Annotated in this window: 10 protein-coding genes and 2 tRNA genes; 8 read left to right on the forward strand and 4 right to left on the reverse strand. The window is 63.1% G+C overall.

Annotation, left to right across the window (positions count from 1 at the left end; translation table 11 throughout):
- The first annotated feature begins 109 nt into the window (after window positions 1–109).
- The 3 genes from ONG87_RS02195 (at window position 110) to ONG87_RS02205 (ending at window position 4720) form a co-directional block, all read left to right on the forward strand.
- Window positions 110–1297: an ATP phosphoribosyltransferase regulatory subunit gene (locus ONG87_RS02195; RefSeq protein WP_122480369.1), complete on the forward strand. Its 1188-nt coding sequence runs from the start codon at window positions 110–112 to the stop codon at window positions 1295–1297.
- 54 nt (window positions 1298–1351) lie between these two features.
- Complete coding sequence (locus ONG87_RS02200; protein WP_264382126.1) at window positions 1352–2641, forward strand: adenylosuccinate synthase; 1290 nt, start codon at window positions 1352–1354, stop codon at window positions 2639–2641.
- A 144-nt stretch (window positions 2642–2785) separates the two neighbouring features.
- Window positions 2786–4720, forward strand: a complete 1935-nt coding sequence (locus ONG87_RS02205; RefSeq protein WP_264382127.1) for a methyl-accepting chemotaxis protein — start codon at window positions 2786–2788, stop codon at window positions 4718–4720.
- A gap of 76 nt (window positions 4721–4796) precedes the next feature.
- On the opposite strand, the gene ONG87_RS02210 is transcribed toward ONG87_RS02205, so the two are convergent.
- From ONG87_RS02210 to ONG87_RS02225, 4 genes are all read right to left on the reverse strand, one after another.
- Window positions 4797–6350, reverse strand: a complete 1554-nt coding sequence (locus tag ONG87_RS02210) for an iron ABC transporter permease (protein ID WP_264382128.1) — start codon at window positions 6348–6350, stop codon at window positions 4797–4799.
- Window positions 6347–7363 (reverse strand): extracellular solute-binding protein, encoded by a 1017-nt coding sequence (locus ONG87_RS02215; protein ID WP_264382129.1) that lies wholly within the window; start codon window positions 7361–7363, stop codon window positions 6347–6349. Before ONG87_RS02215 ends, ONG87_RS02210 begins: the two co-directional genes overlap by 4 nt.
- 254 nt (window positions 7364–7617) lie before the next feature.
- A tRNA-Leu gene (locus ONG87_RS02220) sits at window positions 7618–7704 on the reverse strand.
- Window positions 7705–7890: 186 nt separating this feature from the next.
- Window positions 7891–7977, reverse strand: a tRNA-Leu gene (locus tag ONG87_RS02225).
- 226 nt (window positions 7978–8203) lie between these two features.
- Between ONG87_RS02225 and rnr the strand changes: the two genes are divergently transcribed.
- The 5 genes from rnr (at window position 8204) to ONG87_RS02250 (ending at window position 13519) form a co-directional block, all read left to right on the forward strand.
- Window positions 8204–10849: a ribonuclease R gene (gene rnr / locus ONG87_RS02230; protein WP_122480364.1), complete on the forward strand. Its 2646-nt coding sequence runs from the start codon at window positions 8204–8206 to the stop codon at window positions 10847–10849.
- A complete protein-coding gene (rlmB, locus tag ONG87_RS02235; protein WP_264382130.1) occupies window positions 10846–11595 on the forward strand; it encodes a 23S rRNA (guanosine(2251)-2'-O)-methyltransferase RlmB in 750 nt (249 codons plus the stop codon). The genes rnr and rlmB overlap by 4 nt, the downstream gene beginning before the upstream one ends.
- 304 nt (window positions 11596–11899) lie before the next feature.
- Window positions 11900–12325 (forward strand): 30S ribosomal protein S6, encoded by a 426-nt coding sequence (gene rpsF, locus ONG87_RS02240; protein WP_122480362.1) that lies wholly within the window; start codon window positions 11900–11902, stop codon window positions 12323–12325.
- A 28-nt stretch (window positions 12326–12353) separates the two neighbouring features.
- Window positions 12354–12584: a 30S ribosomal protein S18 gene (gene rpsR / locus ONG87_RS02245; RefSeq protein WP_008368574.1), complete on the forward strand. Its 231-nt coding sequence runs from the start codon at window positions 12354–12356 to the stop codon at window positions 12582–12584.
- Between the two features lie 38 nt (window positions 12585–12622).
- Entirely contained in the window at window positions 12623–13519 is an 897-nt protein-coding gene (locus ONG87_RS02250; RefSeq protein ID WP_122480361.1) for a hypothetical protein, read from the forward strand.
- The last annotated feature ends 20 nt before the right edge of the window (window positions 13520–13539 follow it).

Consider the following 13539-nt stretch of genomic DNA (forward strand, 5'->3'; position numbering starts at 1 on the left):
GGCCCGGTTCATGAGGACATTGCCCCGCGACCTGCTTGCGGTGGGCGATTTCTGCTTCACTCAAGGCTAGCCCGACGGCAGGCCGCCCGGATCATAGGGGAAAGGCGTAATGGCAACGGTAGACCGCTGGCTGCTGCCAGATGGCATCGAAGAAGTACTGCCGCCCGAGGCTGCGCGCATCGAAGTCGCGCGGCGTCAGGTGTTGGACCTGTTCCAGAGCTGGGGTTACGAGTTCGTCGTAACGCCGCACATCGAATACCTCGAGTCGCTGCTGACCGGTGCCGGGCAGGACCTGGACCTGCGCACCTTCAAGGTGATCGACCCGCAATCGGGTCGGCAGATGGGCTTCCGTGCCGACATCACGCCGCAGGTGGCGCGCATCGATGCGCACACCTTGCGCCGTGAAGGGCCGAACCGCCTGTGCTATGCCGGCAGTGTGCTGCATGCACAGCCGCGGGCACTGTCCAGTTCGCGCAGCCCGATCCAGCTGGGCGCCGAGCTGTATGGCGATGCCAGTCCGAGCAGCGACGTGGAAGTCATCAGCCTGATGCTGACCATGCTGGAAATGGCCGATGTGCCAGACGTGCACATGGATCTGGGGCATGTCGGTATCTATCGCGGCCTGGCCCGCGCGGCCGGGCTGTCGGGCGATGTCGAGCAGCAGTTGTTCGATGCCCTGCAGCGCAAGGCCATCGACGAAGTGATCGTCCTCACCGAAGGGCTGCAAGCGGACATCGCCGAGATGCTGCGTGCCCTGGTTGGCCTGTGTGGCGGTCGCGAAGTGCTGGCTCAGGCCAAGGTACGCTTGGCCAACGCACCGGCGCCGGTGATGACCGCACTGGACGACCTGCTGGCGATTGCCGAGCGGCTGTCGTTGCGTTTTCCACAATTGCCGCTGTACTTCGACTTGGGCGAGTTGCGCGGTTATCACTATCACACCGGCGTGGTGTTCGCCGTGTTCGTTCCGGGCATGGGCCAGTCCATCGCCCAGGGCGGCCGCTACGACGACATTGGTGCGGACTTCGGCCGTGCCCGTCCGGCAACCGGTTTCTCCACGGACCTCAAGTCCCTGGTGACGCTGGGTCGGGCCCGGATCGAACTGCCCGTCGGTGGCGTCTGGATGCCTGACAGCACCGATGCGGCCTTGTGGCAGGCAGTCTGCCAGCTGCGCCGCGAGGGTCGCCGCGTGGTCCAGGCATTGCCGGGACAGACGATCGAGGCTGCCGGCGAGGCAGATTGCGATTGTCAATTGATTCAGCAGAACGGGCAATGGCAAGTGCTGCCACTGGCCTCTTGAGTTTTCCTGCCGGCCGCTGCCGGCACCAAGTTTGCGCGAATGAGGACAAGTGTTATGGGTAAGAATGTCGTAGTCCTGGGCACCCAATGGGGTGATGAGGGCAAAGGCAAGATCGTTGATCTGCTGACCGAACATGCTGCCGCGGTGGTGCGCTATCAAGGCGGCCACAACGCCGGCCACACGCTGGTCATCGACGGCGAGAAAACCGTCCTGCACCTGATCCCTTCGGGCGTGCTGCGCGAGGGCGTCCAGTGCCTGATCGGCAACGGTGTGGTAGTTGCACCCGACGCTCTGATGCGCGAGATCACCAAGCTCGAGGACAAAGGCGTACCGGTGCGCGAGCGCTTGCGTATCAGCCCGTCCTGCCCGCTGATCCTGTCTTTCCACGTGGCGCTGGATCAAGCCCGTGAAAAGGCCCGTGGCGAGCTCAAGATCGGCACCACCGGTCGCGGCATCGGCCCGGCGTATGAAGACAAGGTTGCTCGTCGCGGCCTGCGTGTGGGCGACCTGCTCAACATGCCGCGCTTCGAAGACAAGCTGCGTGAACTGGTGGATTACCACAACTTCATGCTGGTGGGTTACTACAAAGAGCCTGCCATCGAGTTTGAAAAGACTCTGGCCGAGTGCAAGGAATACGCAGAGCTGCTCAAGCCGCTGATGCTCGACGTGACTGCCGAACTGCACGACCTGCGTCGTGCCGGCAAAGACATCATGTTCGAAGGTGCCCAAGGTTCGTTGCTCGACATCGACCACGGTACCTACCCGTACGTGACCAGTTCCAACACCACCGCGGGCGGCGTTGCGACCGGCTCCGGCGTTGGTCCCATGTTCCTGGACTACATCCTGGGCATCACCAAGGCGTACACCACCCGTGTAGGTTCGGGTCCGTTCCCCACCGAGCTGTTCGACGACGTCGGTGCGCACCTGGCCAAGCAAGGCCACGAGTTTGGCGCGACCACCGGCCGTGCTCGTCGTTGTGGCTGGTTCGACGCCGTCATCCTGCGTCGCGCTATCGATGTGAACAGCATCTCGGGCATCTGCCTGACCAAGCTGGACGTACTCGATGGTCTGGAAACCATCAATATCTGCATCGGCTATAAAGATGCGGAGGGCAAGGACGTTGCCCCCACTGACGCTGACAGCTACGTGGGCCTGCAGCCCGTGTACGAAGAAGTACCGGGCTGGAGCGAGTCGACCGTGGGTGCGAAAACCCTGGAAGAGCTGCCCGCCAACGCTCGTGCCTATATCAAGCGAGTCGAGGAGTTGATCGGCGCACCGATCGACATCATCTCGACCGGCCCGGACCGCAACGAAACCATCGTGCTGCGTCACCCGTTCGGCTGACAGCGGTTCGCGCAATACAGCAAAGGGCCCTTCGGGGCCCTTTGTCGTTCGAGCAACAGGCAAACCTTCTCGGCACGGCCTTTGCTGTGTGAGTCCTCAATCAGGCGCCATCGTCAGAATGGCGTCAATAAAAAGGGGATTCATATGTCCGCTGTCCTTTCTCTTCTGCGCAGCCGTTTGTTGCGTCCGGTCTTCATCGCCCTGGGCATCGCTCTTTTGGTGCAGGTGCTGGCCGCCATTGCGCTGACCCGAAGCACGGTCACCGCGCTGGAAGCGGATCTGGACCGTCGCATGGCTCAGGACAGCCAACGGCTGACAGGCGAGCTGCACAGCGCGAGCGCGGAAGTGTCTTCCGGCCTCGAGAGCCTTTCGGGCAATACTCGCCAGCGCCTGAGTGCCGGTTTGTCGGCACGTCTGACCGGCGAGCAGGCGCAGATCCGCGCCACGCTGGATAAGGACCTGCAGGAATCGGCCACCGACATGGCCGAATTGCTGGCCTCGGTCGCGCCGCGGGCAATGTGGGACAACGATGTACCGACGCTTTCCGAGTTCGCCCGCCGTGCCCAGCGCAACCCCAACGTGCTGTTCGTGATCTACAACGACGCCCAGGGCGAGCACTTGACCCGTTACTTGAACCGCGACAACCCCATCAACCAGGCGCTGTTGGCCAAGGGTGCCGGTGAGCGAGCTCTGGACAAGGTGCTCAATGCGGCCAAGACAGATCCGGCGGTGATCTATGTCGAGGCCTCGATCAACCCCAATGGCGCAGAGATCGGCCGGGTACTGATGGCTGTCTCGCGCACCGGTGTAGAGGCCGAGGTGGCCGAACTGGACAAGCGCTTCGCGGCATTGATTGCCAGTGCGGGGCAGTTGGTGGGCGAGAGCCTGCAGGGCGCCTCGGCTGAAAGCGCCAAGGCGCTGCAGGCGCGTCTGCAGTCGGCGGAATCGGCGGCAGCGACCATGCAGGCCAATACACACAGCACCGTGCAGGCCGCTGCGGCGCAGTTGCGCTGGCGCATTGGGCTGTGTCTGGCCTTGGTCGGCATGGTCATGCTGGTGGTGCTGGCCGCGGTACTGGGGCGGCGCGTGGTGCATCGCCTGCGTCTGCTGGTCGGCGCACTGGACGACCTCGCTGCGGGTGAGGGTGATCTGACCAAGCGGGTAGCGATCCACAGCCGTGACGAAATCGGCGACATGGCGGCGGCGGTCAATCGTTTCGTCGACAAGCTGCAGCCTATCGTTCGCGAGGCGGGTGAGGTGGCGCACAAGACCGGTATCGAGATCGGCAGCATGGCCCAACGCAACGCTGGTGCCGATGATGCCGCTCGACTGCAGCGCGATGAAGTGGCGCAGAGCCTGCACGACCTGTCGCAGATGGCCGATGAGGCTCAGGCCGAGAGCCAGGCGATGCAGTCGGCCTTGCAGCAGGTGGCGCAGATACGCAAGGCCACCGACGACAATACCCGTGCCTCGCAACAGGTCGGGGGGTTGATCGAGGCGTTGGCCGGCCAGGTGCAGAGCGGCTCAAAGGTGATCGAGCGCCTGGCCGAGCAGAGCCAGCAGATCGAGGTGGTGTTGACGGTGATCCACGGGATCGCCGAGCAGACCAATCTGCTGGCGCTCAATGCCGCCATCGAGGCGGCGCGGGCTGGTGAGACCGGGCGCGGTTTCGCCGTGGTCGCCGACGAGGTGCGCGCGCTGGCAAGCAAGACGCAGAGTTCGACCGGCGATATCCAGGCCCACATCGGCGCTTTGCAGGCCGGGGCGCGGGAAGCGGTGGCGGCTATCGGTCAGGCCGGACGGCAGGCGGACGAAGGCTTGGCAGTGCTGCGCGACAGTGCGCGGCTGCAGCAGGCCGTTCAGGCTTCGGTGGAACAGGTGCACTCGGCGATCGGCCTGGCAACCCAGGCGGCCGAACAGCAGGCGCGAGGCGCGCAGGCGGTGAAGGGCAGGGTGCAGGTGATCCACGCCCAGGCAGAGAAAGCAGCGTTCGCGGTACAGCAGACCACGGCCAGCAGCCGGGAACTGGACAAGCTCGCTGCCCAGCTCAAAGCCAGCCTGGGCCAATTCCGCGCCTGAAGCCGCGCTGCGGTCTGCCTGACGAACCGCAGTGCCTTTTCGCGGCCACGGACCGCTCCTGCAGGATTGCGTGGCTTCACTCTGTGCGGTTCAGGTACATACGAGTGGTGAGCAAGTACACCGGTACGCCGGAAATCAGGATCAGCAGTGCCGCGTAGGGCGCGGCGGCGGCGAACTCCATGTTCGAGGTGTGCGACCACACCTCGGTCGCCAAAGTCGTCATGCCAGTGGGGGCCAGCACCAGGGTAGCGGTCAGTTCCTTCATGCCATCGAGGAATACCAGCGCGAATGCCGCTGCCATCGCCAGGAAGATGATCGGCAGTGTCACACGGCAGAACGCGGTGAACGGCGTGGCGCCCAGGGTCCGTGCCGCTTCTTCGAGCGCAGGCGCAGCCTTGTTCAGGGCAGTACGCACCGGCGCCTGCGCCAGGGGCAGAAACAGCAGCGCGTAAGCCAGCAACAGCAGTCCGGTGGTCTGGTACATCGCCGGAACGTAGTGCAGGGCGAAATACACCAGCGTCAAGGCGATCACCAGCCCCGGTAGCGCATGCAGCAGATAGGGCAGGCGTTCTGCCCAGATGGCCAGGCGGCCCCGGTGGCGCACCACCAATAGCCCCACGGGCAATGCCAGCGCCAGGCACAGCGCAGCGCCGCCCAGGGCCAATGCCAACGAGGTCAACAGCGCCTCGCCGATGGCCGCCACGGGAAAGGCCGCCGACGAGCCCTTCACCAGCCAATAGCCGAGCATGGCCAGTGGCACACCGCTGCCCACGATCACCAGCAGCAGGCAATACGACTGCGCCAACACGCACCAGGCGCCGAGCCGCAACGGCGTTGCACGCCGGGCAGCGCCCTGGCCGGTACGAATGTGACGCGCGTTGCCACGCACCTTCAGCTCCAGCCACAGCAACAATAGGCACAGAACCAGCAGCAGTGCCGACAGCATCGCCGCATTGGTGTTGCTGAATTCCAGTTCGAACTGTTGATAGATCGCTGTGGTGAAGGTCTGCAGCCCCAGGATCGACAGGGCGCCGAACTCCACCAGCATGTGCAGCGCGATCAGCAGCGCCCCGCCCAGTACCGCCGGCCACAGCAGCGGCAGCGTGACCTTGAAGAACACCCCCGTGCGGTTCTGCCCCAGCGTGCGCGCCGATTCCTCCAGAGAGGTGTCCAGATTGCGCAGCGTCGCGGCGACCGGCAGAAACACCAGCGGGTATTTCGACAGGGTCATCACCAGAATCGCGCCGCCCAATCCTTCGAATCGTGGGCTGAGCGAAACCCAGGTAAAGCCGCTGACGAAGGCAGGTACCGCGAACGGCAGGCAGAGGATCACGCCCCAGAGACGTCGGCCGGCCAGGTCGCTGCGTTCGAGCAGCCACGCCAGGCTCACGCCGATGACCACGCAGGCCGCCGTCACCCCGGCCATCAACATCAGGGTGTTGCCCAGCAAGCGCAGCACGTAGGGGCGCCACAACAGCCTGATGGCTTCGTGGAGGCCCGCTTGCCACGCCTTCAGGCCAACGTAGAGCAGGGGCAGCAGGCTCAGCCCGACCAGCAGCAGGACGGGTACGAGCACCCAGACCGAGGGGCGCTTGCGCCGCCCCGCAGGCACGACGAGAGAGGTGGTCAATTCAGGCCGACATCCCGTTCCAGGTCCAGCGCGTCCTCGGCATTGCCGATGTCTGCCGGAGTGATGGCCGGTGCCTGCAGCTCGTCGAACGGCTTCAGGCCGCGGTCCGAGACCATGCCTTTGTGCAGTGGGTACTCGGCAGTGGTCTGGGTAATGACGCGCTGGCCTTCCTCGCTGGCCATGTAGGCGAGCAGCGCCTGGGCTTCCCGCGGGTGCTTGCTGGACTTGAGAACGGCAGCGGAAGAAATGGTGATCAGGCCGCCGGCGTCGCCGTTGCTGAAGTAATGCAGTTTGGAGTCGAGCTGGCCTTTCTCGCGCTGGAGTGCGAACCAGTAGTAGTTGTTTACCAGAACAGTGGCGATTTCGCCGTTTTCCACCGCCTTGAGGGCGACCATGTTGTTGGTGTAGGTCTTGCCGAAGGCGCGCAGACCGGTCAGCCATTCCTCGGCGGCCTCGCGACCGTGCAGCTTGATGATGGCCACGGCCTGCTCCTGGAAGGCTCCGCTGGTGGGCACGAAGCCGACCTTGCCCTGCCACTGCGGCTCGGCGAACTCCAGCACCGTTTCAGGCAGGTCTTTTTCGTCGATCAGCTTCGGGTTGTAGGCCACCACCCGTACGCGAGCGGTCACGCCCATCCACGAACCGTCCTTGGCGACGTATTCGGGCGGCAGCATGCTCAGGGTGCTGTCGTCGATTCTGGCCAGAAAGCCTTTCTCGCCCAGATTGTTCAGAGGAGGTGATTCTTCGGTGTAGATGAGATCCGCCGGAGAGCGCTGGCCTTCTTCCATTACCTGGCTGGCCAATTGATTGCTGCTGCCCTTGCGGACATTGACATGAATCCCGGTCTTGGCCTCGTAGGCCTGCGCGATGGCCTCGCCTATTTCCTTGTGCTGGCCATTGTAGAGGGTCAGTTCGACCTTGTCGGCGGCCAGGGCCAACTGGGCGGCCAGTGCCGTGCCCAGCAGGCAGGCGGCCAGGGTGCAAAAAAGGGACCGGAGGGTTGGTGTGGGCATGGGGCAACTTCCTTACGGCAGGGCAGCGGAATCTTGAAACAATTGTAAACGATATAGGTTCTCAGGTGGCCTTTCGGATCCACGCAAGGCTTATCCCTGGGAGCGGTCATCGGCCGGGAAGGGCGCCCTGGGGTGTGTCAGGAGGACCGCGTCGCCTGTTTCGCGGCCACGGACCGCTCCTACGGGAGAAAGGTGGGGAGATTTTGGGGTGCCAGAAACGCAAAAACCCGCTTTCGCGGGTTCTTGTGAAGAATTGGTGCCCAGAAGAAGACTCGAACTTCCACGACCGTAAGGTCACCAGCACCTGAAGCTGGCGTGTCTACCAATTTCACCATCTGGGCAGCATCAGCAGCGTTGCACGCCGTTGATGGGGCGCACTATACGACCGCCCTTTTGATCTGTAAACCCCTGTTTTGATTTTGTTAATTCAAAACATCCAACTGCCTGAAAAAGCCCTGAAACGCAAAAACCCGCTTTCGCGGGCTTTTGTGAGTGGCACAAGATTGATGTAATCTCGTGTCCTGAATTGGTGCCCAGAAGAAGACTCGAACTTCCACGACCGTAAGGTCACCAGCACCTGAAGCTGGCGTGTCTACCAATTTCACCATCTGGGCAGCATCTGCAACGCTGTGCGTTGTCGATGGCGCGCACTATACGGAGCGCTCTTTACGCTGTAAACCCCTGTGGCGAGAAAAATCGACTAAAATTCTCCAGTGGCGTCCCGGACACTGTTTTCGACCTCGGGGCAGGGCTTTTAACTGGCAGGCAGCGCCTGAAATTTCCCGTTTCAATACGCGTATGCCAAACTAACGCCTATATAGACAAGGTGAATTCTCTCTAATGGCCGATTGGCAGACCCTCGATCCCGAGGCCGCTCGTGAAGCGGAAAAATACGAAAACCCCATTCCCAGCCGTGAGCTGATCCTCAAGCACCTCGACGAGCGCGGCTCTCCCGCCAGCCGCGAGCAGCTGGTGGACGAGTTCGGCCTCACCACCGAGGACCAGCTGGAAGCCCTGCGCCGCCGCTTGCGTGCCATGGAGCGCGATGCGCAACTGATCTACACCCGTCGCGGCACCTATGCCCCGGTCGACAAGCTCGACCTGATCGCCGGCCGCATCAGCGGTCACCGCGATGGCTTCGGCTTCCTGATCCCCGACGACGGCAGCGACGACCTGTTCATGAGCCCGGCGCAGATGCGTCTGGTGTTCGATGGCGACCGTGCCCTGGCACGGGTTTCCGGCCTCGACCGTCGCGGTCGTCGCGAAGGCGTGATCGTCGAAGTGGTGTCGCGTGCCCATGAAACCATCGTTGGCCGCTACTTCGAAGAAGGCGGCATTGGTTTCGTGACACCGGACAACCCCAAGGTGCAGCAGGAAGTGCTGATCACCCCCGGTCGCCATGGCGCCGCGAAGATCGGCCAGTTCGTCGGGGTGAAGATCACCCACTGGCCAACCGCGCGCTTCCAGCCTCAGGGTGACATCGTCGAGGTGCTGGGCAACTACATGGCGCCCGGCATGGAAATCGACGTCGCCCTGCGCACCTACGACATTCCTCATGTATGGCCCGAAGCCGTGCTCAAGGAGGCCGCCAAGCTCAAGCCGCAGGTGGAAGACAAGGACAAGGAGAAGCGCATCGACCTGCGCCATCTGCCGTTCGTGACCATCGACGGCGAAGACGCGCGCGACTTCGACGATGCCGTCTATTGCGAAGCCAAGAGCAAGCTGCGCCTGTTCAACGGCGGCTGGACCTTGTACGTCGCCATTGCCGACGTGTCCAGCTACGTGAAGCTTGGCTCGGCGCTCGATACCGAAGCTCAGGTACGTGGCAACTCGGTGTACTTCCCCGAGCGCGTGATTCCGATGCTGCCCGAGCAGCTGTCCAACGGCCTGTGTTCGCTGAACCCCCATGTCGACCGTTTGGCTATGGTCTGCGAGATGACCATCTCCAAGACCGGCGAGATGACCGACTACAGCTTCTACGAAGCCGTGATCCACTCCCATGCGCGCCTGACCTACAACAAGGTCAGTACCCTGCTCGAGCATTCGCGCAGCAGCGAAGCCAAGGCCCTGCGTGGCGAGTTCGGCGATGTGCTGCCGCATCTCAAGCAGCTGTATGCCCTGTACAAGGTGCTGCTGTCGGCGCGTCACGTGCGTGGTGCCATCGACTTCGAAACCCAGGAGACGCGCATCGTCTTCGGTTCCGAGCGCAAGATCGCCGAGATCAAGCCGACCATCCGCAACGATGCCCACAAGCTGATCGAGGAATGCATGCTGGCGGCCAACGTGGCCACTGCCGAATTCCTCAAGAAACACGAAATCCCGGCTCTGTATCGCGTCCACGACGGTCCGCCGCCGGAGCGTCTGGAAAAGCTGCGTGCTTTCCTCGGCGAGCTTGGCCTGTCGCTGAACAAGGGCAAGGACGGTCCGTCGCCCAAGGATTACCGTGCACTGCTGGAAACCATCCAGGGTCGCCCGGATTTCCACGTGATCCAGACCGTCATGCTGCGTTCGTTGAGCCAGGCGGTGTACAGCGCCGACAACCATGGTCACTTCGGTCTGAACTACGAGGCGTACACCCACTTCACCTCGCCGATCCGCCGCTACCCCGACCTGCTCACGCACCGGGCAATCCGCAGCGTGATCCACTCCAAGCAGGACACCCCGCACGTCAAGCGCGCCGGTGCCCCGACCATTCCCAAGGCGCGCATCTATCCGTACGACGAAGCGGCGCTGGAGCAGTTGGGCGAAGAGTGTTCGATGAGCGAGCGCCGTGCCGACGAAGCCACCCGTGACGTGGTCAATTGGCTCAAGTGCGAGTTCATGAAGGACCGCGTGGGCGAAACCTTCCCTGGCGTGATCACCGCCGTGACCGGTTTCGGCCTGTTCGTCGAGCTGACCGATATCTTCGTCGAAGGCCTGGTGCACGTCACCGCGCTGCCGGGCGACTACTACCATTTCGACCCGATCCACCATCGCCTGGCCGGCGAGCGCACCGGGCGCAATTTCCGCCTTGGCGACACGGTCGAGGTGCAGGTCATGCGGGTCGACCTGGACGAGCGCAAGATCGATTTCGGTATCGGCGAAGCAACGCTGAACCAGCCGATCGGGCGCAAGAACCGCAAGGCCGACGCGCCGGCCGGCAAGCCCAAGAGCTACCCGACCACGCCGGCGGTCGAAAAGACCGCCGCCGAGAAGCCGGCCGCCGCTGCCGCCAAGCGCAGCGCTGCCCCGAGCAAGGCGCGCAAGGCCGACAGCGACGAGGTCTATCGGGCATCCGATGCCGCCGCGCAGAACGCCGAGGTGCGCAAGAGCCGTGAAATGAAGAAGGCCCTGCTTGCCGATGCAGCCAAGGGCGGCTCGGCCAAGGCTTCCGGCAGCCGCAACGGCGGTACTGGCAGCACGGGCGCCGGAGGCGATGCCAAGGCGACCAAGCACCGCAAGGGTCCATCGAAATCGGGCAGCCGCAAACCCAAGGCCAAGTCATGAGTCAGCTGGAAAAAATCTACGGCGTGCACGCGGTGGAGGCGCTGTTGCGCCATCATCCCAAGCGGGTCAAGCAGATCTGGCTGTCCGAGGGGCGCAGTGAGCCGCGGGTACAGACCCTGGTCGACCTCGCCACGCAGAATCGTGTGGCGATTGGCCAGGCCGAGCGGCGTGAGCTGGATGCCTGGGTCGAAGGCGTGCACCAAGGGGTAGTGGCGGAGGTCAGCCCAAGCCAGGTGTGGGGCGAGGCGATGCTCGACGAGCTGCTGGATCGCACCGAGGGCCCGCCGTTGCTGCTGGTTCTGGATGGCGTGACCGATCCGCACAATCTGGGTGCTTGCCTGCGTACCGCCGATGCGGCCGGTGCGCTGGCGGTGATCGTGCCCAAGGACAAATCGGCCACCCTCACTCCTGCCGTGCGCAAGGTGGCGTGTGGCGCAGCGGAAGTGATTCCGCTGGTGGCTGTGACCAACCTGGCCCGTACCCTGGAAAAACTCCAGCAGCGTGGCCTGTGGGTCGTGGGTACCGCCGGCGAGGCGGACAACGAGATCTACCAGCAGGACATGACCGGGCCCACCATCCTGATCATGGGCGCCGAAGGTAAGGGCATGCGTCGCCTGACCCGCGAGCACTGCGACTACCTGGTCAAGCTGCCGATGGCGGGCAGCGTGAGCAGCCTGAACGTGTCGGTGGCGACCGGGATCTGTCTGTTCGAAGCGGTTCGTCAGCGTAACGCCAAGAAGAAATGATCCGCCTGGGCCGGCCCCTTCGCGGGCAGAGCCCGCTCCCACAGATGTGACCGATAGATGTGGGAGCGGGGCGGGCGGAGAGCCCTCTGCCCGCGAAGGGGTTGGCCGCGACACCGCCATCGCTGTACAAATATTCACCAATCCCCTTGCTTCCCCCCAACCCCTTCTCTACAATTGCGCCCCTTGCCGTGATGGCTGGTGCACTCGTGCGCCTCTATCCAAAAGCCACAAGGCAAGACACACAGTGTCATTCACTCCTTGTCTGACCGCTCTGGCGGCAGGCTACAACCCGTAAGGAGCATTCATGCGTCATTACGAAATCATCTTTCTGGTCCACCCGGATCAGAGCGAGCAAGTCGGCGGCATGGTTGAGCGTTACACCAAGCTGATCGAAGAAGACGGCGGCAAGATCCACCGTCTGGAAGATTGGGGCCGTCGTCAGCTGGCCTACGCCATCAACAACGTTCACAAGGCTCACTACGTGATGCTGAACGTTGAGTGCACCGGCAAGGCCCTGGCCGAGCTGGAAGACAACTTCCGCTACAACGATGCCGTGATCCGTAACCTTGTCATCCGTCGCGACGAAGCCGTCACCGACCAGTCCGAGATGCTCAAGGCAGAAGAAAACCGCAGCGAGCGCCGTGAGCGTCGTGACCGTCCTGAGCACTCTGACAGCGCCGATGGCGATGACAGCGACAACAGCGACGCCAGCGATAACGCTGACGAGTAATCCACGGACCTTTTGAGGAGCCCATTACATGGCACGTTTCTTCCGTCGTCGTAAATTTTGCCGCTTCACCGCTGAAGATGTGAAGGAGATCGATTACAAGGATCTCAACACTCTGAAAGCCTACGTATCCGAAACCGGCAAGATCGTTCCAAGCCGTATCACCGGTACCAAGGCTCGTTATCAGCGTCAGCTGGCCGTCGCTATCAAGCGCGCCCGCTTCCTGGCCCTGCTGGCCTACACCGACAGCCACGGCCGCTGAGACCGGGTTGTCGATACGCAGTAAAAGGATAGATACGCATGCGTGCCCTGGCTGATTTCATCATGCGCGGTCGCATGCAGGCCACTCTGGTAGTGGTCGGATGCGCGGCATTGCCGCTGTTGTTCTGGTTGAGTGCTGCCGCAGCGTGCCTGGTGTACCTGCGGCGCGGCATGAGTGACGCCATTGGCGTCCTCATCTGGGCTCTGCTGCCGGCTTTGGCCTGGTGGTACTTCGGTGAACCGCGCACCTTGATGGTGTTGCTGGGCGCACTGGGGCTCGCGGCGCTGTTGCGCGCGGGGTGGGCCTGGAATCGCGTGCTGCTGGCCAGCATAGCGCTGGGGCTGGTGTACGGAGTGTTGTTGGGCGTGGTGTTTCGCGAACCCATCGAAGCGTTGGCGCAGGCGTTGAACGAACGCCTGCCGCAGATGCTCGGTGGTCTCTACCAGCAGATGTCGGTAGAGGAGCGGGCCAGCCTTGGCAGCCTCATTGCGCCGGTACTCAATGGCCTGATAGCGGCCTTGTTGCAAGTCGTCAGCGTGGCAGCCCTGATGCTGGGGCGTTACTGGCAGGCGGCGTTGTACAACCCGGGTGGTTTTGGCAGCGAGTTTCGCGCCATTCGCATTCCACTCTGGCCGGCGGTATTGCTGCTGGCGTGCATGCTCATCGGTCCGAACTTCGGACCTCAGATGGCCATGTTGACGCCGCTGTGCAGCGTACCGCTGGTGTTCGCCGGGCTGGCCCTGATGCATGGGCTGGTCAAGGCGGGCAAGCTGGGCAGGTTCTGGCTCGTGGGGATGTACGTCACGCTCGTGCTGTTCATGCAGCTGATCTATCCGTTGCTCGTGGTCCTGGCCATTGTCGACAGCCTGATTGATTTTCGCGGTCGAATCGGGCCGAAAGGCACCGATAGCGATTCCGCGAACGGTGAAGGTTAAAAGTTAAGAGGTTTATACCA

Source organism: Pseudomonas sp. MM227, from assembly GCF_947090715.1.
Taxonomy (GTDB): domain Bacteria; phylum Pseudomonadota; class Gammaproteobacteria; order Pseudomonadales; family Pseudomonadaceae; genus Aquipseudomonas; species Aquipseudomonas baltica.